This window comes from Treponema primitia ZAS-1 (assembly GCF_000297095.1).
Lineage (GTDB): Bacteria > Spirochaetota > Spirochaetia > Treponematales > Breznakiellaceae > Termitinema > Termitinema primitia_A.
The window spans coordinates 93,870-111,915 of sequence record NZ_AEEA01000036.1 but is presented as its reverse complement, the minus strand read 5'-3'; the positions used below and the strand labels follow the sequence as shown (position 1 = coordinate 111,915).

General features: G+C 52.7%; 17 protein-coding genes. 11 read left to right on the top strand and 6 right to left on the bottom strand.

The features are described from left to right. Positions 1-8 precede the first annotated feature (8 nt). Genes recG through dnaE form a run of 3 tightly spaced genes read right to left on the bottom strand, consistent with a single transcriptional unit; the run spans position 9 to position 6,750 of the window. Complete coding sequence (recG, locus tag TPRIMZ1_RS0105550) at positions 9-2,159, bottom strand: ATP-dependent DNA helicase RecG (RefSeq protein WP_010256137.1); 2,151 nt, start codon at positions 2,157-2,159, stop codon at positions 9-11. After that, the gene (locus tag TPRIMZ1_RS0105545) at positions 2,159-2,746 is read right to left on the bottom strand and encodes a YggT family protein (protein ID WP_010256135.1); all 588 of its coding nucleotides are present in this window, start codon (positions 2,744-2,746) and stop codon (positions 2,159-2,161) included. Before TPRIMZ1_RS0105545 ends, recG begins: the two co-directional genes overlap by 1 nt. After that, a complete protein-coding gene (gene dnaE, locus TPRIMZ1_RS0105540) occupies positions 2,734-6,750 on the bottom strand; it encodes a DNA polymerase III subunit alpha (RefSeq protein ID WP_010256133.1) in 4,017 nt (1,338 codons plus the stop codon). The genes TPRIMZ1_RS0105545 and dnaE overlap by 13 nt, the downstream gene beginning before the upstream one ends. 67 nt (positions 6,751-6,817) lie before the next feature. Between dnaE and TPRIMZ1_RS0105535 the strand changes: the two genes are divergently transcribed. Genes TPRIMZ1_RS0105535 through lgt form a run of 4 tightly spaced genes read left to right on the top strand, consistent with a single transcriptional unit; the run spans position 6,818 to position 9,924 of the window. Continuing rightward, the gene (locus tag TPRIMZ1_RS0105535) at positions 6,818-7,210 is read left to right on the top strand and encodes a DUF6941 family protein (protein ID WP_010256131.1); all 393 of its coding nucleotides are present in this window, start codon (positions 6,818-6,820) and stop codon (positions 7,208-7,210) included. A gap of 46 nt (positions 7,211-7,256) precedes the next feature. Continuing rightward, positions 7,257-7,727, top strand: a complete 471-nt coding sequence (locus TPRIMZ1_RS0105530; RefSeq protein WP_010256128.1) for a hypothetical protein — start codon at positions 7,257-7,259, stop codon at positions 7,725-7,727. 2 nt (positions 7,728-7,729) lie between these two features. Next, positions 7,730-8,869 carry a P-loop NTPase gene (locus TPRIMZ1_RS0105525; protein ID WP_010256125.1) on the top strand — a complete coding sequence of 380 codons (1,140 nt, stop codon included), beginning with the start codon at positions 7,730-7,732 and terminating at the stop codon, positions 8,867-8,869. Next, the gene (gene lgt, locus TPRIMZ1_RS0105520; protein WP_010256121.1) at positions 8,866-9,924 is read left to right on the top strand and encodes a prolipoprotein diacylglyceryl transferase; all 1,059 of its coding nucleotides are present in this window, start codon (positions 8,866-8,868) and stop codon (positions 9,922-9,924) included. The genes TPRIMZ1_RS0105525 and lgt overlap by 4 nt, the downstream gene beginning before the upstream one ends. Positions 9,925-10,414: 490 nt before the next feature. On the opposite strand, the gene TPRIMZ1_RS0105515 is transcribed toward lgt, so the two are convergent. Together TPRIMZ1_RS0105515 and thyX are read right to left on the bottom strand one after the other, a co-directional pair. Next, positions 10,415-11,323 (bottom strand): nucleotidyltransferase family protein, encoded by a 909-nt coding sequence (locus TPRIMZ1_RS0105515; protein WP_010256117.1) that lies wholly within the window; start codon positions 11,321-11,323, stop codon positions 10,415-10,417. A gap of 30 nt (positions 11,324-11,353) precedes the next feature. Next, positions 11,354-12,199, bottom strand: a complete 846-nt coding sequence (gene thyX, locus TPRIMZ1_RS0105510) for an FAD-dependent thymidylate synthase (RefSeq protein ID WP_010256113.1) — start codon at positions 12,197-12,199, stop codon at positions 11,354-11,356. A gap of 162 nt (positions 12,200-12,361) precedes the next feature. Between thyX and TPRIMZ1_RS0105505 the strand changes: the two genes are divergently transcribed. The 7 genes from TPRIMZ1_RS0105505 (at position 12,362) to TPRIMZ1_RS0105475 (ending at position 16,521) form a co-directional block, all read left to right on the top strand. After that, positions 12,362-12,625 (top strand): type II toxin-antitoxin system prevent-host-death family antitoxin, encoded by a 264-nt coding sequence (locus TPRIMZ1_RS0105505; RefSeq protein ID WP_010256110.1) that lies wholly within the window; start codon positions 12,362-12,364, stop codon positions 12,623-12,625. Positions 12,626-12,627: 2 nt separating this feature from the next. Beyond that, complete coding sequence (locus tag TPRIMZ1_RS0105500) at positions 12,628-12,957, top strand: type II toxin-antitoxin system RelE/ParE family toxin (protein WP_010256108.1); 330 nt, start codon at positions 12,628-12,630, stop codon at positions 12,955-12,957. Positions 12,958-12,968: 11 nt separating this feature from the next. Next, positions 12,969-13,898 (top strand): DUF4349 domain-containing protein, encoded by a 930-nt coding sequence (locus TPRIMZ1_RS0105495; RefSeq protein ID WP_010256105.1) that lies wholly within the window; start codon positions 12,969-12,971, stop codon positions 13,896-13,898. 78 nt (positions 13,899-13,976) lie between these two features. Beyond that, positions 13,977-14,387, top strand: coding sequence for a hypothetical protein (locus tag TPRIMZ1_RS0105490; RefSeq protein ID WP_010256102.1), 411 nt, complete (start codon positions 13,977-13,979; stop codon positions 14,385-14,387). Next, on the top strand, positions 14,384-15,154 hold the full coding sequence (locus tag TPRIMZ1_RS0105485; RefSeq protein WP_010256099.1) for an ABC transporter ATP-binding protein: 771 nt from the start codon (positions 14,384-14,386) through the stop codon (positions 15,152-15,154). The genes TPRIMZ1_RS0105490 and TPRIMZ1_RS0105485 overlap by 4 nt, the downstream gene beginning before the upstream one ends. Then, the gene (locus TPRIMZ1_RS0105480; RefSeq protein ID WP_010256096.1) at positions 15,151-15,954 is read left to right on the top strand and encodes an ABC transporter permease; all 804 of its coding nucleotides are present in this window, start codon (positions 15,151-15,153) and stop codon (positions 15,952-15,954) included. The genes TPRIMZ1_RS0105485 and TPRIMZ1_RS0105480 overlap by 4 nt, the downstream gene beginning before the upstream one ends. 15 nt (positions 15,955-15,969) lie before the next feature. Then, on the top strand, positions 15,970-16,521 hold the full coding sequence (locus tag TPRIMZ1_RS0105475; protein ID WP_051004282.1) for an RNA polymerase sigma factor: 552 nt from the start codon (positions 15,970-15,972) through the stop codon (positions 16,519-16,521). A 41-nt stretch (positions 16,522-16,562) separates the two neighbouring features. Here the strand turns inward: TPRIMZ1_RS0105475 and TPRIMZ1_RS0105470 are convergent, their stop codons facing one another. Beyond that, a complete protein-coding gene (locus tag TPRIMZ1_RS0105470; RefSeq protein WP_010256093.1) occupies positions 16,563-18,014 on the bottom strand; it encodes a hypothetical protein in 1,452 nt (483 codons plus the stop codon). Between the last annotated feature and the right edge of the window lie 32 nt (positions 18,015-18,046).

Here is an 18,046-nt window from a genome sequence, read left to right as displayed (position 1 = left end):
TCATTACCCTAAAGAGTTACATTCGAAAACGGCGGCGCCCGTTCCAGCACCTGGGCTATGCGGCGGTGTTCCGGGAGCAGCAGTCCCGGGTCTTCCTCCAGTATGGCAAAGGCGTCGGTACGGGCCCGGGCAAGTTCCTCGGCATCCCGAATGGGGTCAGCTACCCCCAGGGACAGGTAACCCGACTGTTCGATACCGGCAATCTGACCGGGACCCCGGAGTTTGAGGTCCTCCTCGGCGATAACAAAGCCATCGTTGTTTTCCAGCATCACCTTAAGCCGGACCTTGCCGTCCTCGGTAAGGACATCCTGGACAAAGGATTCCGGCGGGTCCGGCGGCGCATCGGAGTAGACCAGAAAACAGTAGGACTGCGCCTCCCCGCGGCCGACCCGGCCCCGGAGCTGGTGCAGGGCGGCAAGGCCGAAGCGTTCGGCGTGTTCTATGACCATGCAGGTGGCGTTGGGTACATCCACCCCTACCTCCACCACGCTGGTAGCCACCAGTATTGCTATTTCTCCCAGCCGGAAAGCCTCCATGGTCCGCCGCTTTTCTTCCTCGTCCAGTTTTGAATGGACCAGGGCAACCCGCATCCCCTTAAAGACCTGCCGTCCCAGCCGGTCCGCCATGGAAGCCGCATCCTTTAGGTCCTTGTTTGTATCAGCTTCGATAAGGGGATAGACAAAATAGGCCTGATGCCCCGCGGCAAGTTCCTTACGGACAAAGTCGTAGACCTTAGCCTCGTTAGATTCCTTGGCCAGATGGGTTTTTACGGGTTTCCGCCCCGGGGGCAGATCGGGGATCACTGAAACATCCATATCCCCAAAAACGGTAAGGGCCAGGGTCCGGGGTATGGGGGTGGCGCTCATCATCAGAAGGTCCGGGTGATCACCCTTGGCCATGATGGCCTGCCGCTGGGTTACCCCAAAGCGATGCTGTTCGTCCACCACCACCAGCCGGAGATCCCGGTAAACCACGTCCCGGGAAAAGAGGGCGTGGGTTCCCACCACGATATCGATATCCCCGGCGGCCAGGGCCTTTAAAAGGTTGGAGCGTCCGGCTGCCTTAAGGTTTCCCGTCAAAAATGCCGGCCTGATGCCCACCGGTTCCAGAAGCCGCGCGGCGTTCTCCGCATGCTGCCGTGCCAGTAATTCTGTGGGAGCCAGGATCGCCGCCTGCCCATGTGGCGACGACGCTTGCCCGCCTTCCCCAGATAGTGATTCTACCGCACGGAGCGCCGCCAGAAACGCTACCAGGGTCTTCCCCGAACCAACATCCCCCTGGAGCAGCCGCGCCATGGGATACTCCCCATCCATGTCCCGGTTAATCTCCGTAACCGCCGCGCTTTGCCCCGCGGTCAGGCTGAAGGGGAGCCGCTCCAGAAGCCGCTTCTGCAAAGCCGAAAGTTCTCCATCCTTCCCGGCTTCCCGCTTTTTTTGTACCAGGGGCGCCGTATTTTTCCGCTCCATGGCTCTCCGCCCAATTATCACTTCCAGGTAGAAAAGCTCTTCGTAGATCAGGGTTTTCCGGGCCCTGTCCAGTTCTTCCACGGAAGCGGGAAAGTGGTAGGCGCGGATAGCTTCGCTTTTGGGGAGGAGGCCGTCCCGTTGGATTATGGCCGGCGGGATTTCATCCTCCAGGGGTTTAGCGTATTGGGTCAGGGCTTGGCGGATAAGCCGGCGGAACAGACCCTGGTTAAGGCCCGCGGTGAGAGGATACACCGGCAGCACATGGCCGAAGCCTTTAACGGCCCCCTCCACGGGTTCGAACTCAAAGGCGGTGGACTGGAGTTCCCCGTATTTATAGTAGAAGCGGCCCCACAACCGGTACTGCATTCCGGTTACGAGCTGTTTTTCCAGGAAGGGGCGGTTAAAACAAACCAAAACCGCACGGCCGCTTTCGTCCTCCACATGAATCTTGAGGGTTTTCATGGCGCCGAAACCAAACCAGTCATGGGCGATAACCCGGACCACGGTACACACCGCGGGGTACCGGGAATAATCCGCCAGGGGCACCGAACGGCTCCGGTCTTCCCAGTCCCGGGGATAATAACAGAGAAGCGCAGCAACACTGTTTATACCGGCCTTGGCCAGGGCTTTAACCGAAGCGGGACCGGCGCCCTTGAGGTGATCCGCCGACGCGGTAAGCTCCCGCAGGAACATTAGAAGGGGAGCCGGACCAGAAGATCCAGTACAAACCGGACCAGCAGTTCCAACCCGACCCGGAGAGCCAGCAGAACCCCAATAGAAGTGAGGATACCGGTCATGAACCGTACCAGCCGTCTCCCAAAAATCATCCGGTTAATGCGGTACAGTATGGGTTGGGAGACCGTGTCGATGATCCGCCAGAAACCGTGGTACACATCCCGGTTGGCAAGGTAGGCGATAAGCCGCAGTACCAGGAAAATGATAAAGAAACTCAGGACAAAGGAAACCACGGACCAGAGGACGGAACACAGCATGGAAAGGATAATACCAATGGTAAGGGTACCGTAGCGGCCCAGGGTAAGAAAAATATTGTTCACCACCGTCAGGAGCGCTAAGGCTACGACGGGAGTTAAATCCAGATTGGCTACCCGGAGGAAGGAGAAACGGCGAAACCAGTTAAGGTAGGGGTCGGTGATGCCGCTTAAAAGATGGTACGCCTTGCCGTAATTTGCCCCGGTAAACCAGGTAAGCATGATACGGATAAAGATGAGGATCATGTAAAGGCTGGTGATCCCCCCCAGTATGTTCATTATTCCGGCCATACTTCGACAACTCCGGTACAAAGGGTTAGGGCTTCAATACAAGAAGCCTCCGCAGATGCAGTAATTTGGGCGGCGGTACGGATCACCGCCTCGTCCTCTAAAATAGGAACGTGGATAAAAACCGAACAGGAACCGGAACTTCCATAGAGATAATCCCGCAGGGGGAAAAGGTTCTCCTCCCGTTCCGCCGCCTTCTTATCCAGCCGTATATGCAGTTCCCGATAGGAAGGCCCCGCAGGAACGGCAGGAGATGTTTCGGCCCCATCGTTTATTTTAGCGGCCTTTCGCCTGAGCTTTCCTAGTTCAAGCACCGAACTTACCTGGAAGCTCAATTTCTCCCGGCTCTTGTCCAGTTTTCCCTTAACCGCAATACAACGATTTTCTTCAACATTGTCCCGGTTGAATTCCCAGGTACTTGGAAAAAAGACCAGATCTATTTCGCCCCGGTAATCGGTAAGGGATCCAAAAGCCATGGGCTTATTATCCTTCTTAGTCAGTATGGGGTTGAGGCGTGTCAGTATCCCTATCAGGGTATACTCCCCTTCGGAGGCGGCCTCCGGCTTTGAGAGGTCCAGCTTTACAAACTGTTCCCAGGCGTCCTTATAATTATCCAGGAGCGTCAGATCTTCCGTAAAATTTTCCGGAACATGACCGGCAGTTCCGCCGGAAGCGCCGCTTCCACGGGAGACGGCAGCCCCGGAAGTATCACTTCCTCCAGAAGCGCCGCTTCCGGCGAAGTTTCCCGAAGAGCTGCCTGCGGAGGAACAGTATTCCAAAAGGTCTTCTTTTATTTTAAGCCGATCCCCGGGGAGTAACGAATCTACCCGCAGGCTTGGACTGCCACGCTGTTTATCCAGACGGCCCTTAATGGCAACAGTATCCCCCACAGCAATCCTGTCGCGGCAGCTTTCCCATGTTTTTTCAAAAAACACCAAATCTATTTCGCCCCGGTAATCCGAAAGGGACCCAAAGGCCATAGACTTGCCGCTCTTATTGGTGTAGGGTTTCAGGGTCTTCAATATCCCTATCAGGGTATAATCCCTTTCGAGGGCCTTGTCGGTATCGGAGAGATCCAGCTTTACAAACTGTTCCCAGGCCTCCCTGTAATCATCCATGGGGTGGCCGGAAAAATAAAAACCGATAAGTTCCTTTTCGATATTGAGCTTTTCCATGCGGTCCATTTCCGGGTGGATCGTAAACTGGTAATCCGGGTAGGCCTGTTCGTCCGTATCCTCAAAGAGACTGGCCTGTCCCAGCTCCCTGTCCGCCTTTTTGCTCTGGGCATGTTCCACCGCCATTTCCATATTCAGCAGCAGTGTCTGTCTGGTCTGGCCAAAGGCATCGAAGGCTCCGGTCTTAACGAGGATCTCCACCACCTTTTTACCCACCGTTTTAATGTTCACCCGGTCAAGGAAATCTATAAAATTCTTGTAGGAGCCGTCTTTGCGGCAGTTTATAATCTCCTCTGCGGAAGCGTCCCCCAGGCCCTTAATGCCCACAAAGCCGTAAACAATGCGGCCATCCACCACGGTGAAAAGCCGGTCCGAACGGTTGACGTCCGGGGGATCAATGGAAATTCCCATACGCCGGGCCTCATCGATATAGAGGGGGAGCTTATCCACGCTGGAAATTTCATTGGACATATTGGCGGCCATAAATTCCACCGGAAAATTCGCCTTAAGGTACGCGGTTTGATAGGCCAGCACCGCATAGGCCGCAGCATGGCTCTTGTTAAACCCATAGCCGGCGAAGGGCGCCAGGATTTCGAATATCCGGTCCGCGTCCGCCTCTTTAAAGCCCCGCTTAAGCGCCCCGGCAATGAAGGGAACCTTTTCCTTGTCCAGTATTTCCCGTTTCTTCTTTCCCATAGCCCTGCGCAGTATATCTGCCTGCCCTAGGCTGTACCCTGCAATGATCTGCGCCACCTGCATGACCTGTTCCTGATAGACGATAACCCCATAGGTCTCTTTCAAAATGTCTTCCAGGCTGGGATCGGGATAGACGATGGACTGGCGGCCGTGTTTGGAAGCGATAAACTGGGGGATATTATCCATAGGCCCCGGCCTATATAAGGCGTTTAAGGCGATAAGGTCTTCAATACTGGTGGGCTGGGCATCCTTAAGGACCTTCTGCATTCCCTCAGATTCAAACTGGAACACCCCGTAGCTCTTCCCCTCCCCCAACATTTTAAAAACCGCATCGGACTCCGCCGTTCCGATCTCGCTTATGGTTTCGATGTCAAAGTCCGCATATTCACCACCCCGGCGGCGGATAAGTTTTACCGAATGGTCAATAAGGTCCAGGGTTTTAAGTCCTAAAAAATCCATCTTTACCAGACCCTGGGGTTCAATCAGGTCCATGGTGTACTGGCTCGCCGCAACGCCGCTCTTATCCTGATACAGGGGCACATAGTCGGTCAAATCGGTTTTCCCGATCACGATCCCCGAAGCATGGATGCTGGAATTGCGGTTCTTCCCCTCCAGCTTGCGGGCCATGGCAAAAAGTTCCTGATACTTAGGGTCCTGTTCCAGTTCCCGCAGCCGGGGCTCCTGCTCAAAGGCTTTTTTCAGGGTCATCTTAGGGTCTTCCGGGATAAGCTTGGTCAGCATGTTGGACTCGTCAATGCTTATGTCCAGCGCCCGGGCCACATCTTTAACTGCAGCCTTAGCCTTCATGGTACCAAAGGTGATAATCTGCCCCACCTTTTCCTTGCCGTATTTTTCAGTCACATAGTCGATCACATCCTGACGGCCCTCATTGGCAAAGTCCACGTCAAAGTCGGGCATGGATATCCGTTCAGGGTTGAGGAAACGCTCAAAGAGCAGCTTGTACTTAATAGGGTCGTTGTTGGTAATCCGCAGGGCGTAGGCCACAATGGAGCCCGCCCCGGAACCACGCCCAGGCCCCACTGGGATATCATGCTCCTTGGCCCAATTGATAAAATCCGCCACGATGAGGAAGTAGCCCGTAAAGCCCATGGAGATAATGACCCCAAGCTCATATTCCGCCCGCTGGGCAACTTCAGTGCCCATAGCGGGATACCGTTTTTCCAGCCCCTCCATGGTCTGCTGCCGCAGGTATTCATCCGCATTGGCGTATCCCGTAGGAATTTCAAAATCCGGCAGCAGGGGTCCCGGGCTGGGAATCTCGGTTTTACAGCGCTCGGCGATCCGCACCGTATTGACGATAGCGCCAGGGTATTGGGCTTCCGGGAACAGGGCTGCCATTTCGTCCCCGGTTTTGAAGTAAAACTCGTCAGTTTCAAAGCGCATGCGCTTTTCATCCCCCCGCTTCGCCTGGGTACCGATGCAAAGGAGCAGATCCTGGGCAACGGCATCTTCCTTTTCTATATAGTGGATATCGTTAGTGGCCACCAGCGGGATGCCGGTACGCCCGGCAATTTCGGCGATTATGGGGTTTACCTGCCTTTGCTCCTTAATACGGTGATCCTGAACTTCCAGGTAAAAATTGTCCTGCCCAAAGAGGCTGTTAAACCAGAGTGCGGTTTTTTCCGCCTCCTGGATCTGCCCCCGAAGGATCAGACTGGGAATTTCCCCCGCCAGACAGGCGGAAAGACAGATAAGCCCGGCATAGTATTTTTCCAGCAACTCCCGGTCGATTCGGGGCTTATAGTAGAACCCCTGGGTATACGAATAGGATGAAAGCTTCATGAGGTTCCGGTATCCCTCTTCGTTGGTAGCAAGGAGGATCAGATGGTAGTACTTGTTCCCGTTCTCGCCGCCCTTCCGCTCGGTCCGGGACCCCGGGGCCATGTAAAATTCGCTGCCGATAATGGGATGTACCGGTGCGCGGTCCAAGGGGTGGTCCTTGTCGCCCAAACAGGCGTTACGGAACTTCAGGGCTCCGAACATATTGCCGTGGTCCGTGATAGCCAAATGTTTCATCCCCAGGGACGCTGCCTTGGCGGCCAGGGCTTCTACCGAGGCGGCGCCGTCTAATAAAGAAAAGTCGGAATGGACATGGAGGTGAACAAAATCGGTCATGGTGGCTTAATAGTACCTGTGCATATTGATTTTATCAAGGATATAACCCATGCTTTAAGAACAAGCAATGAAAACTGAAATATTTACATTTTGTGATTTTGCCCAGGAAAACGGCGGTAAACTTACCATAGTGGGGACCTTCGACACAATCATCGCCCGGAATTTTCCCTGCGTCCACCCCCAATTAGCAGTGGTTATCCGGATTCGCTTTGATATGTGGGAATTCAACACCCATAGTTTCCGGATTGAGACCCTAGACCTGAACGGGGAGCTGAACATTGAGCCCATAAACGGTCATGTGGATGTCCATGGGGAAGGAAGCGCCGCCGCCATAGCCCATCTGGTGTTTACCTTTTCCAATCTGCATTTCGCCAATCAAGGGGTGGTGAATTTTGTCTTATATATTGATAATAAGGAACTAAGCTCCATACCCCTGCATATCAGAAAGGGCCAGGGATGATCTCCAACCCCCTTGACCCTAATCCCCGAGAACCGTAGAATTTTCTATGATGGAACCATATCGGCCCTTGCGGCTCATTTTTTTTATCTACGATTTTATCCGGCTGGTTGTGATGACGAGTCTCCTTGTAGCCTTTATTCCCCCCGGGGGATCCGGAGAGGGCGGTATATTCCCCCACGTTTTTTACGCCGTCCCCAACGGCCTGTTTCCCCTGATGAGCTTTTTCCTATGGATCCGGCTTGAAGCCTATAAGCCCTATATCGCCCTGTACATGGCGGGGAAGATCCTTGCGGTAATTGCGGTCTTTGCGTGGCTTGCTTTTTTATTACCCACCATTAAGGGCGACTTGATTGGTATTCCCCGGGGAATTTTTACCATAATCGGAACCGCCCTGCTTCTGTCCGCCGGAGACGCCCTTACGGTTCTTGGTGGGGCGGTATTGAAAAAACGAATCCTGGTCGTGGAAACGCTGCCACGGGAAAAGGAGCTCCCCGAAGATGCTCCTGAGGAAGGTTAAAAATGCGTATCATTCCAATCGCCAGCGGCAAGGGCGGAGTCGGCAAATCCATGGTAGCGGCCAATCTTGCGGTAGCCTTTGCCCAGGCGGGTCAGCGGGTCATTCTGGCGGATCTTGACCTGGGGGCGTCGAACCTCCATCTGGTCATTGGCTACCAGGCCCCCCAGCTGGGTATCGGGACTTTTCTCAACGATCCCCGTTCGGATTTTTCCAAGGTTGTAGCCAATACGGACATACCCAACCTCAAGTTCATTCCCGGGGATATGGAAATCCCCGGAACCGCTAACCTCAAGACCAGCCAACGCCAGGCCCTGGTTAAGCGGCTCCTATCCCTGAACGCAGACATCCTGATCCTCGATTTAGGAGCCGGGACCCATCAGTCTATCCTGGATTTCTTCCTCCTCTCCGGCCAGGGGATCATCGTCTCCGCCCCAACGGTAACCGCCACCTTGAACGCCTACGTGTTCCTCAAGAATACTATCTTCCGGATCATGTACACCGCCTTTGCCAAGGAAACCAAGGCCTACAACTACCTGGAAAAACTCCGCAAGGAAGGTTCCGGGCTGCAGCGGCTCTACCTGCCCAAGATGCTTCAGGAAATTAAGAAGATCGACGGTAAGTCCTACAATAAGTTTAAGGCCCATGTGGATCGCCTCCACCCCCGGTTGATCATGAATATGGTTCAGGACCCCAAGGATGCGGATATTGCCACGAAGATACGCCGGTCCTGCGAGATATACCTGGATCTTAAAATTGAACACCTGGGGGTTGTATACCGGGACTCCATACAGGATACCAGTCTTGCCTCCAGGATGCCCGTAACTATTTATAAACCCCAGGCAGTCATTTCCCAGGCCATCTACCGCATTGCCGACAAGATCCTCCAGTCCGACGAGGACCACTTTACCCTGACCGATGAGGAAATCAACGAAACGTTCCAGGAAGCTACGGTAGAAGCGGAGATCGACTTTGAAAACAAGATGGAGTATGTGGAAGAATTGATGCACTCCGGCGCTTTAAGCCAGGGGGATCTGATAGAAACGGTGAAGACCCAGCAGATCGAAATCTCCAAGCTGAAAAAAGAAAATAACTTTCTGAAGTATACCCTGTCCAACGCTATGCAAAAGGGATTTAAACCATGAACCTACTTGCCGTACAGTTTCCCCCATGGCTGAAGGCGGAGATAATCCCCGGCCTTCCCTTCCGTTGGTACGGGCTCATGTATATTGTAGCCTTTGGTATCGCTTTTCTGCTCTACCGTAAACAGGTGCGGGAAAGGCATTTCCCCATGAGCGAAGATGATCTTTCGGGGCTCTTCTTCTGGGGCATCCTGGCCCTGCTGGTTGGCGCCCGGGTCTTTGCCACCTTTGTCTACGAAACCCGGGACATCTACCGCCGCCAGCCCTGGCTGATATTCTGGCCCTTCCAGAACGGCCGCTTCACCGGTCTCCAGGGCATGAGTTACCACGGCGGTGTTATAGGCGGCGCCCTGTCGATCCTGATCTATTCGGCGGTAAAACGGTTTGACTTCCGGGAAATCGGCGACATGTACGCCGCCAGCATTCCCCTGGGCTACACCTTCGGCCGCCTGGGAAACTTTATCAACGGCGAACTCTATGGCCGGGTAACCACAGGCACCCTGGGGATAATCTTCCCCTATGCCCAACCCCTTTCCCCGCAGGAAAGCTGGGTCCGGGAGGCCGCGGAAAAAACCGGCGTCACCATTCCCGGCGGCTCCACCCTGGTGAACCTGCCCCGCTACCCCTCCCAGCTTTTCGAGGCCCTCTTCGAAGGGTTGATCCTCTGGCTGATCATCTGGATCTGGCGGAATCGAAAACCCTTCAAGGGCTTCCTGCTCAGCCTCTACCTGGGCGGCTACGGTATCTTCCGGTTTTTCATCGAATACTTCCGGGAGCCCGATTCCGATCTGGGTTACCGCATCCAACTCATTCCCACAACTCTCTCCCCCGCCCAGGCTCATCCGCCCCTGTGTTTCTCCACCGGTCAGGTCTTTTCCTTCTGCATGGTACTCCTGGCCATAGTTTGGTTCTTTATCGCCCGCAAACTTCCCGACAACGAAGCGGTGCGTATCTATCCCGATGCTCCGGATCCGTCAAAGCCGCCTACTGCGGAAGAATTGCAGGAAAGAGAGAATATGCGGAAAAATAGGCGGAAGCTGAGGAAGCGTCTCAAGTAGGATTGAAAAGCGTACACTTTTTCCCGGACTTGTCGGCAAAGACGGATGGGGGAGGGGGCATCCCTGGCGCTCATGCGCATGTAGAATTCGCTTACGGAGCCCCTGCGGGTCTCCTCCAGCGAGGAATTCCATAATGCATTCGGCCAGGGACGCCCCCTCCCCCATCCGCCGGTGTCAGGAGTATGGGAAGTGGACGCTTTTCGGGAAGGGTATACCTAGTATGAGATCAGTATAGTAATACTATCGCAATAACGTTGTATTATAACAAAACATAGTTACCGATTAGCTATTCCCCACAGTATAGCTAACATAGGCGGGAGGAGGAGGGGTATCCCCGACCGAACGTATATGGAATTCTCTGCTGGAGGAGACCCGAAGGGGCTCCGCAAGCAGGCTCTACATGCACGTTCGGCCGGGGATACCCCTCCTCCTCCCGTTTATGCAGATAATTCCTGCAAGAATCTCCCCACAGTCTATTTTTTCTGTTCCGTTACCAAAGCGATGCCGGGTAAACCCCCTGGGAAACCAGTTCCGCAATACGGTTAACCGCAGCTTCCCGATCCTCTTTATAAGTAACCCCGAACCATTCGGAATCCGCCTTGAGAACCTTAATTTTGAGGAACCCTTTTTTTATGAACCAGTCCGCCGCGAGGGGGAGGTAACATTCGCTCTTCAGCTCCGAACCCGAGGTCTTAAGAAAATCATCAAAATAGTTTTGCAGTTTTGGGAAGATACTCACCGGGAAGCCCCAGAAGTTCATGGATACCGGGGTATCCGCAGCAAGATCCTGCCGCGCCCCATCAGAACCGGTGTTGAAAATCTTGCCGTCCTTTTTTTCGATAGACTTAAGTTCATCCACCGAGGAAAGATAGCCTTGGGTCACCTCGCAGACTCCGCGGGTAACCGTACCCTGGGGGCTGAGGGTACTCTCCAGCCGGAAGGGCACAATGGCGCCGTCGGTGATAGCGGGATCCGCCAAATATTTTCCCATAGCCGCAAAGGCCTCCCGGCCGTAAAAGTCATCCGCATTAAGCACCGTGAAGGGGGCGTCGATTTTGTCCCGGGCGCAGAGCAGAGCATGGGCGGTTCCCCAGGGTTTGGTCCGGCCTATTTCCCGGCTTTTCGCCAGAACATCCGCCGGGATAAGGGTGTCCAGATCCTGGAAGGCCAGCTCACATTCGATATGGTCCTTGATCCGGCTCAAAACAATTTCCCTGAAATCCTTTTCGATATCGTGGCGGATAATAAACACAATCTTGGTAAACCCCGCCCGTTTGGCATCGAACACCGAAAAGTCCAGCAGCACTTCACCGCTCTTCCCTATCCGGTCCATTTGTTTAAGCCCGCCATAACGGCTTCCCATACCGGCGGCTAATACGACTAAAATTGGTCCTTTCATTTTAAACCTCTCCCTTAATTTTATTTTACCTTATGCCTGTTTTCCACTACGGATCTTCTCTTCAAACCGTTCCAGCGCCTTACCGCTCAGACCGCTCCCGGAAGCGGAATTACCATCAAGGCGCCTTTTTAGCTCGGCGAATTCCTCCTTGGAGAAGCTCACCCCCCCAAAGAGATGCCGTTCAAAGGATTCGCAGCACCGGGGTGCCACCTTTTTGGTGATTTCCAACAAAACCTCGGCGTAAAGGCGGATTTCCTTCTGGGCATGAACGTCCAGCCGGAGTTCCAGAAAATGGAACAGGTTATGAAGATCAATCTGCCAGTACAATTCGGTATATAAGGACAAGGGCAGGTTGATCCGGGCCAATTCCCGGGCTATGCCCTGGTCGATCAGCGCCGTATACTCCCCGTAGGCGTGTTTCTGCTCCTCACCCAGGGAGGAGCGCACCTTTTCCACCGCCCCCCCATTCAGGGTTTCTTCCGAGCGGCCCTGTTTATTGTCCGTACTCTGGAGTGCAACATCCCCGGGAGCAGGAACATAAAAGTCGTCCTTCATCACCGAATAACGACCGGAAATCTCGTTCAGCTTGGCCGTCCGGTGACGTATCCACTGGCGGGCTACAAAGATGGGCATCTTTATGTGGAACGTCAGGGCAATCTGTTCAAAGGGGCTGGTATGTCGGTGCCGGAGCAGGTAGTCGATGAGCCCCGCATCTTCCCGATAACTCTTGGTCCCCTCGCCGTAGGAAACCCGGGCGGACTGCACCACCCGCTCATCCCCCCCCAGATAATCCACCAGGCGTATAAACCCCTTGTCCAAAACGGAGTATTCCTTATCTAAAATAGCTTCCGCTTCCGGAACTACGCAATGAGCCATGATTCCTCCTGAAAATTGAATATCTTCATTAGTATAATAGGAATAGGACGGTAAAGAAAGGGTCCGGATGGGTTTCAGCCTTTACAGCCCATCCGGAATAACGCTTGATAAAATATCAAAATATTGATAATATTTAGGTATAGATACTTTTGGAGGTTTTTTATGCCGGTTATAAAGAAAAGCGCCGATTTACGAAATAAGTATAGTGAAATTTCCGCATTTTGCCATAAATACATGGAACCAATATTTATAACTAAAAATGGTGAGGGGGATCTTGCTGTAATGAGTATAGAAACATATGAAGCGTTATCAGGGAAAAACGAATTGTATAAATTACTTCAGGAAGGAATAGATGATATAAAAAATGGAAGAACATTAACGGAGGCCGAGATTATCAAAAATATGGATACTGCATTGGGAAAATAAAAATGTATACATTGACATTTTCTTCCACGATTAATGATGATATAGTTTCAGTAATTGCTTACATAAGAAACATCTTAAAAGTGCCTATGGCAGCGGAAAAGCATGTCGCTGAATTAAAAAAAGTATATGAGAAATTAAAAGAAAATCCTTTTTCGAGGCCATTAGTTCATAATAAATATTTAGCATCAAGAGGGATTAGATTTATAAAGATAAAAAATTATATGCTGCTATATTATGTGGAAGAAAAAACAAATGAAATATTTCTATACCGATTTATGTATGCTCGCCGGGATTGGATAAATATATTAACGAATGATTTAGCGGAAGAATAAGGCAGGTATCTATGAAAAAGTGCGGTACGCTCGGGATAGTTCTTTTAGTGACGGTGATTTTCGCCGGTGGCTGTTCTGCCAGGGGCGGACAACAGGCGTCGAGGGGATTTGCCTCTGCGAAAAGCAGCATATCGGCGGCGGATCAAAGAGAAGCGTTGCCGGCAGCTGATGCGGATTACGCTGAAGGGGCTCCCGGAGATGATACTTCCGCCGGGACCGCTGCTGTTCCGGTCCAGCGAAAACTGGTGAAGCGGGCGGATCTCCGCCTCAGGGTTGAGGACCCGGCGGCAGCGGATGCCTCGATCACCGCGGCGATGGAAAAATACGGCGCCTATGCCTCCTCATCCAGTATCAACGAAAATTCCCGAAGCTATACGATCCGGGTTCCCTCGGCATCCTACGATTCACTGCTTGCGGAGATGAATGGCATGGGCAGGCTGCTCTACCGTTCTGAAAACGCCGAAGATGTAACCCTCCGTTATTATGACCTTGAGGGAAGGCTTGGGACGAAACGGGAACTGCTTAAAACCTTTCAGAATTATCTGGGAAAGGCAAAGGATATTGAGGAGATCCTCTCGGTGGAGGAACGGATCGCAGAGCTGCAGGATGAAATTGACGGAACGGGAAAGGAACTCCGCTATCTGGCAAACCTGGTGGATTTTGCAACCCTGGAACTCACTATAATCAACCCGGCGAGCAGTTCCTATTCTGCGCCTGGTCTAGGGGATCGTTTCCGTGAACTCTTTAACGGCTTTGGAGAATTTGTTTCCGCCGTTCTCGTGGTTCTTTTGGGGATTGTGATCTACGGTATCCCCTCCATCCTGATCCTCACCCTGCTTTTCTGGCTCCTTTTTGGGAAAATAGGGGTGATAAAAAAACTCTGGAGGGCCGCCTCGGGCAGGTCCGGCAAAGGCGGCGCTGCAGGTTCCAATAAGGATTAGGGCTATCGCCAGAAATTCATCAGAAATATAAAATATTTCCCCAGCTCACTTGTCTACATAGATAAGGAGAATAAAAAAATGAACAAACCTTTTAGTAGATTACCCTACATGGGCATTTTTCTAGTAATCATTGTCCTGTTCGGTGGCGTCGTGCTGTTCCTATGGAATTGGTTATTTCCGGCGATTTTCGGCCTGCCCGAGATAAACTATCTTCAGGCAGTGGGGCTTTTGGCGCTGGCCCGTATCCTCTTTGGGGGAATGGGGCTTGGAGGAAGCCACCGTTTGGCGGGAATAGGACTTGCCGGAACTTCCAGCGAAACTTCCCGCGGAGGCCGGGGACACGACAATCCATTTCGGGAAAAATGGATGCAGATGTCGGAGGAGGAACGCAGGGAATTTATCGCAAAGCGCCATGGGTTTCACGACTTTTGGGGCGGCCATAACGGCCATGACCACGATAATACAAAAAAAGAGGACGATACAAAATGAAAATGGCTATAGACGTTCAAAATTTGACCAAACAGTATAAGGGCGCTGGTAAACCAGCGGTGGACAACATCAGTTTTTCTGTTGAGGAAGGCGAATTCTTTGCCTTCCTGGGACCTAACGGCGCGGGAAAAACTACCACCATTTCGATACTTACCACCACCCTGGGGAAAAGTTCCGGCGAAATTCGTGTTGCGGGTTTCGACATTGAAAAAAACGCCCGGGAAGCGCGGGCGCATATCGGCATCATCTTCCAAAAGCCCAGCTTGGATCTGGACCTTTCGGCGGAAGAAAATATCCGGCTCCACGCCTGCCTCTATGGAATGTACGGCTACCGCCCATTTTTCAGCTGGATGCCGAAGAGCTACCGGGAACGGGTTATTACGCTCGCGGAGATTATGGGCATTGCGGACAAACTCTGGAAGCCCCTCAAAACTTTTTCCGGTGGCATGCAGCGGAAAATAGAAATTGTGCGCAGCCTTATCCATCAGCCCGAGGTGCTGTTCCTTGATGAGCCATCCCAGGGGCTTGACCCGGTAAGCCGCCGGTCCCTCTGGGACTATATCAACCAAACCCGCAGGGAATACGGCACCACCGTATTTCTCACCACCCACTATATTGACGAAGCAGAACAGGTGGATCATCTTTGTTTGATAAACAAGGGCAGCATTGCTTTTGAGGGTACGCCGGAGGAGTTAAAGGAACTACGGCGCCAGGGCTCCCTGGAAGACGCCTATATCAACCTGCTTACCGAAGGGGGCGCCGCATGAATACCCACATGAACAAAGCTGCCCGGGAAGTAAACGCCGTGCTTACCATCGCAAGCCGGGAATTTATGTTAAGCCTTAAATCGCCCTCCCGCATTATCATGGCCCTCATTTGGCCGGTTATGATGCTGGGAATGTTCGGCAGCCAGCTGTCTCAAAATATGGGCTTCAATATGGGCTTTGACTTTAACCAGTTTATGCTGGTCGGGATGCTGGTCAACGGCTTATTTATGATAACCATGATGGGGATCACCTCCCTGGTTGAGGATCGAGAAAATGATTTTACCCAAGAGATCCTCGTCTCACCGATTTCCCGTTATGCCATCATCTTTGGAAAAATAATCGGTGCATCCCTGATGAGTTATATACAATTTTTTGCAACCCTCGCCGTGGGACTTTGTATAGGCGCACGCTTGAGCGGTTCACAATTTTTGCTTCTCCTGGCCGTATCACCCCTCATGTGCCTTGCCGCAGGTTCCCTCGCCCTCCTGTGCATAGGCTTTATCCGCAAGAGCGCCACCGCCGGGTTTGTTGTTATGATGCTGTCCATGGTACAGATGTTTCTTTCCGGCGCATTGATCCCGGTGAACCACTCTACGGGCCTCATGGCCGTCCTGAGCCGCCTTCTGCCCATGACCTATTGCATTGACTTTGCCCGCGGGGTATTTTATCAAACCATGGGCGCTGCCAATACCATTACCCTCTTTGCCCCCGCCCTTGATTTGATGATCATCGGCGCATTCACCGCAGTGTTTTTTGTAGCAGGAACCATTGCCTTTGTACGTTCAGAGACAAACCGATAATTATAGAAAGGAAAAATTAAAATACAGACGGTTACCGAAGTTTTTAATACATACCGCGAAAGGCTCTCAAGGTTCATCCGTAAACGGGTACGCCTTCCTGAGGATTCAGATGATATTCTTCAGGAAGTTTTCTACCAATTTACACGGGTGAACAGTTTAGCCCAGCCGGTGGAACAAACCGCGGCATGGCTCTACCGGGTAGCGCGCAACAAGATAATCAACCATCAGAACAAAAAGCATGATGAACAAATGCCCGTGTACTATGATGATGAGAATGATGAATTTGTTTTACAGGATATAGCGGACCTTGTCTTTGACACCGAAACAACGCCGGAGACAGAATATCTGCGATCCTTTGTTTTAGATGAGATAAACAATGCTCTGGAAGAATTACCTAAGGAACAACGGGAAGTTTTTGAGCTGACGGAATACATGGGGCTTTCGGTAAAAGAGGTGGCGGAAAAAACCCATACGCCGGTTAATACGGTTTTATCACGCAAACATTACGCGGTGTTACATTTACGGAAACGTTTAGCAGGGTTATACGCCGATCTTATGGAAAAATAACATAACAAGGCTAAAACCACCCGTGGGAGAGATGATTTTCATCACCGGCTTTTCAAAGCCCGCTCCACCAGGTTAAGATCCTGGGTCAGATTCCGGTTCCCCGGGAATTCCTCCAAAGCCGCGCGGATGACCCGGGCAGCCCCATCGTAGTCTCCGTTGTTGTACAGATCCGCAAAGGCATTGTGCAGTTCTGCCAAGCGGTTATTACGGTATATGCGGATGGCGCTTTCCAGCTGGGAATCCCGGCCATACCGGGCTATGGCAGCATCGGTGTAGCGTATGGCAGCCAGGGAACCCTCGGCGGAGGAGAGCCGTTCCCCTTCCTTAAGGATGATAAAATTACGCAGCTCCTTAGCCCTGCCTTCGTTGATGGCCCCCCTGCTCCGGGCAGTGTCAAGGGCCAGTAAAACTGCCTGGGCTTCCTCCGCGGTCCGTACTGCCTCGGATCGCTGCACCAATTCTGCGTCCAGTACCAGCGCTTCCAGACGGTTAAAATTATCCCGGCTCAGAATAGAAGTATTAGCATCCAGGGTGTTCCGGGCATCTGCTATACGCTGAGCCCGTACAAGCTTAACCAGAAGATTATTCAAAGCGGCGTAGATAAATTCCTGCCATCGGTCATCATCGGGGTACCGGTTACTCGCCAGAGCCGCCCATTGGAGGGCCGTTGCTTCCTGCCCGGATTTCATGAGGGCTGATCCATAGTTTAGCAGCCGGTCTATCAGATCCCGCTGGGGGTCTGTAAAGAAGGGGGAGGACACAGGGTTACGGCGATCCCTGAGGAACGCGGCCCGATTTATCGCCAAGGGAACTGCCTCAGCAAAACGGTTCCGGCGTTCCAGTTCGGATATGCGGTTAGTTAAGATGAGGGAAACCAGTTCCAGTTGGCTGATAGAAGTCCGGTCCCGGTAATTCCGGGCGGGAACATAGGCATAGCCCGTAAGCTTTCCGAAGCCGTCGTGGAATTCCCGGCGATTCCCCGGATCAAAGCCCATGGGGTTGGTGGTCTCCACGTCGATAGACTCAGCGCCGGTGTTCACCGTGATAAAGGCGTGGTCCTTGGTCATCACCCCCGAAACATCCAGTCCCGCCGCAGCGGCAAAGACGGCGTAGAGTACCGCCGAAGAAACACAGTTATACCGCCCGGTCCTGAAAACCTCATCCAGCCGGGTTTGATTTTCCACATAGCCCTTGAGAAAACGCTGGTGAACAAAGGTGAGAACAAATTCTCCACGCCCCTTGGCGTCCATGGGCAGATCCGGCATGGCCAGGAGCTCCGCCACAGTATTTCTGATAAGCTCCGCCTGGGCAGCTTCATTGGACGCCCCCTGGGTTCCGATGGAAGAAGCCCATAGGGCAATCTCCCCGATATCCCGCCAGGAATAATCCCCACGCCGGGCAAATTCAAGAGCCCGTGGATCCGGCTCCAGGGCAGGGAACTGAACCGTCTGTGCGGACAGACAGGGTATGAACACCAATTCCGCCAGGATCAAAGAAACAACCCCGAAAAAAACATCCTTTTCAT

Excerpts from the sequence above, each read along its gene's own strand:
- recG (WP_010256137.1), bottom strand. The coding sequence starts at position 2,159 with ATGTTCCTGCGGGAGCTTACCGCGTCGGCGGATCACCTCAAGGGCGCC.
- TPRIMZ1_RS0105545 (WP_010256135.1), bottom strand. The coding sequence starts at position 2,746 with ATGGCCGGAATAATGAACATACTGGGGGGGATCACCAGCCTTTACATG.
- dnaE (WP_010256133.1), bottom strand. The coding sequence starts at position 6,750 with ATGACCGATTTTGTTCACCTCCATGTCCATTCCGACTTTTCTTTATTA.
- TPRIMZ1_RS0105535 (WP_010256131.1), top strand. The coding sequence starts at position 6,818 with ATGAAAACTGAAATATTTACATTTTGTGATTTTGCCCAGGAAAACGGC.
- TPRIMZ1_RS0105530 (WP_010256128.1), top strand. The coding sequence starts at position 7,257 with ATGATGGAACCATATCGGCCCTTGCGGCTCATTTTTTTTATCTACGAT.
- TPRIMZ1_RS0105525 (WP_010256125.1), top strand. The coding sequence starts at position 7,730 with ATGCGTATCATTCCAATCGCCAGCGGCAAGGGCGGAGTCGGCAAATCC.
- lgt (WP_010256121.1), top strand. The coding sequence starts at position 8,866 with ATGAACCTACTTGCCGTACAGTTTCCCCCATGGCTGAAGGCGGAGATA.
- TPRIMZ1_RS0105515 (WP_010256117.1), bottom strand. The coding sequence starts at position 11,323 with ATGAAAGGACCAATTTTAGTCGTATTAGCCGCCGGTATGGGAAGCCGT.
- thyX (WP_010256113.1), bottom strand. The coding sequence starts at position 12,199 with ATGGCTCATTGCGTAGTTCCGGAAGCGGAAGCTATTTTAGATAAGGAA.
- TPRIMZ1_RS0105505 (WP_010256110.1), top strand. The coding sequence starts at position 12,362 with ATGCCGGTTATAAAGAAAAGCGCCGATTTACGAAATAAGTATAGTGAA.
- TPRIMZ1_RS0105500 (WP_010256108.1), top strand. The coding sequence starts at position 12,628 with ATGTATACATTGACATTTTCTTCCACGATTAATGATGATATAGTTTCA.
- TPRIMZ1_RS0105495 (WP_010256105.1), top strand. The coding sequence starts at position 12,969 with ATGAAAAAGTGCGGTACGCTCGGGATAGTTCTTTTAGTGACGGTGATT.
- TPRIMZ1_RS0105490 (WP_010256102.1), top strand. The coding sequence starts at position 13,977 with ATGAACAAACCTTTTAGTAGATTACCCTACATGGGCATTTTTCTAGTA.
- TPRIMZ1_RS0105485 (WP_010256099.1), top strand. The coding sequence starts at position 14,384 with ATGAAAATGGCTATAGACGTTCAAAATTTGACCAAACAGTATAAGGGC.
- TPRIMZ1_RS0105480 (WP_010256096.1), top strand. The coding sequence starts at position 15,151 with ATGAATACCCACATGAACAAAGCTGCCCGGGAAGTAAACGCCGTGCTT.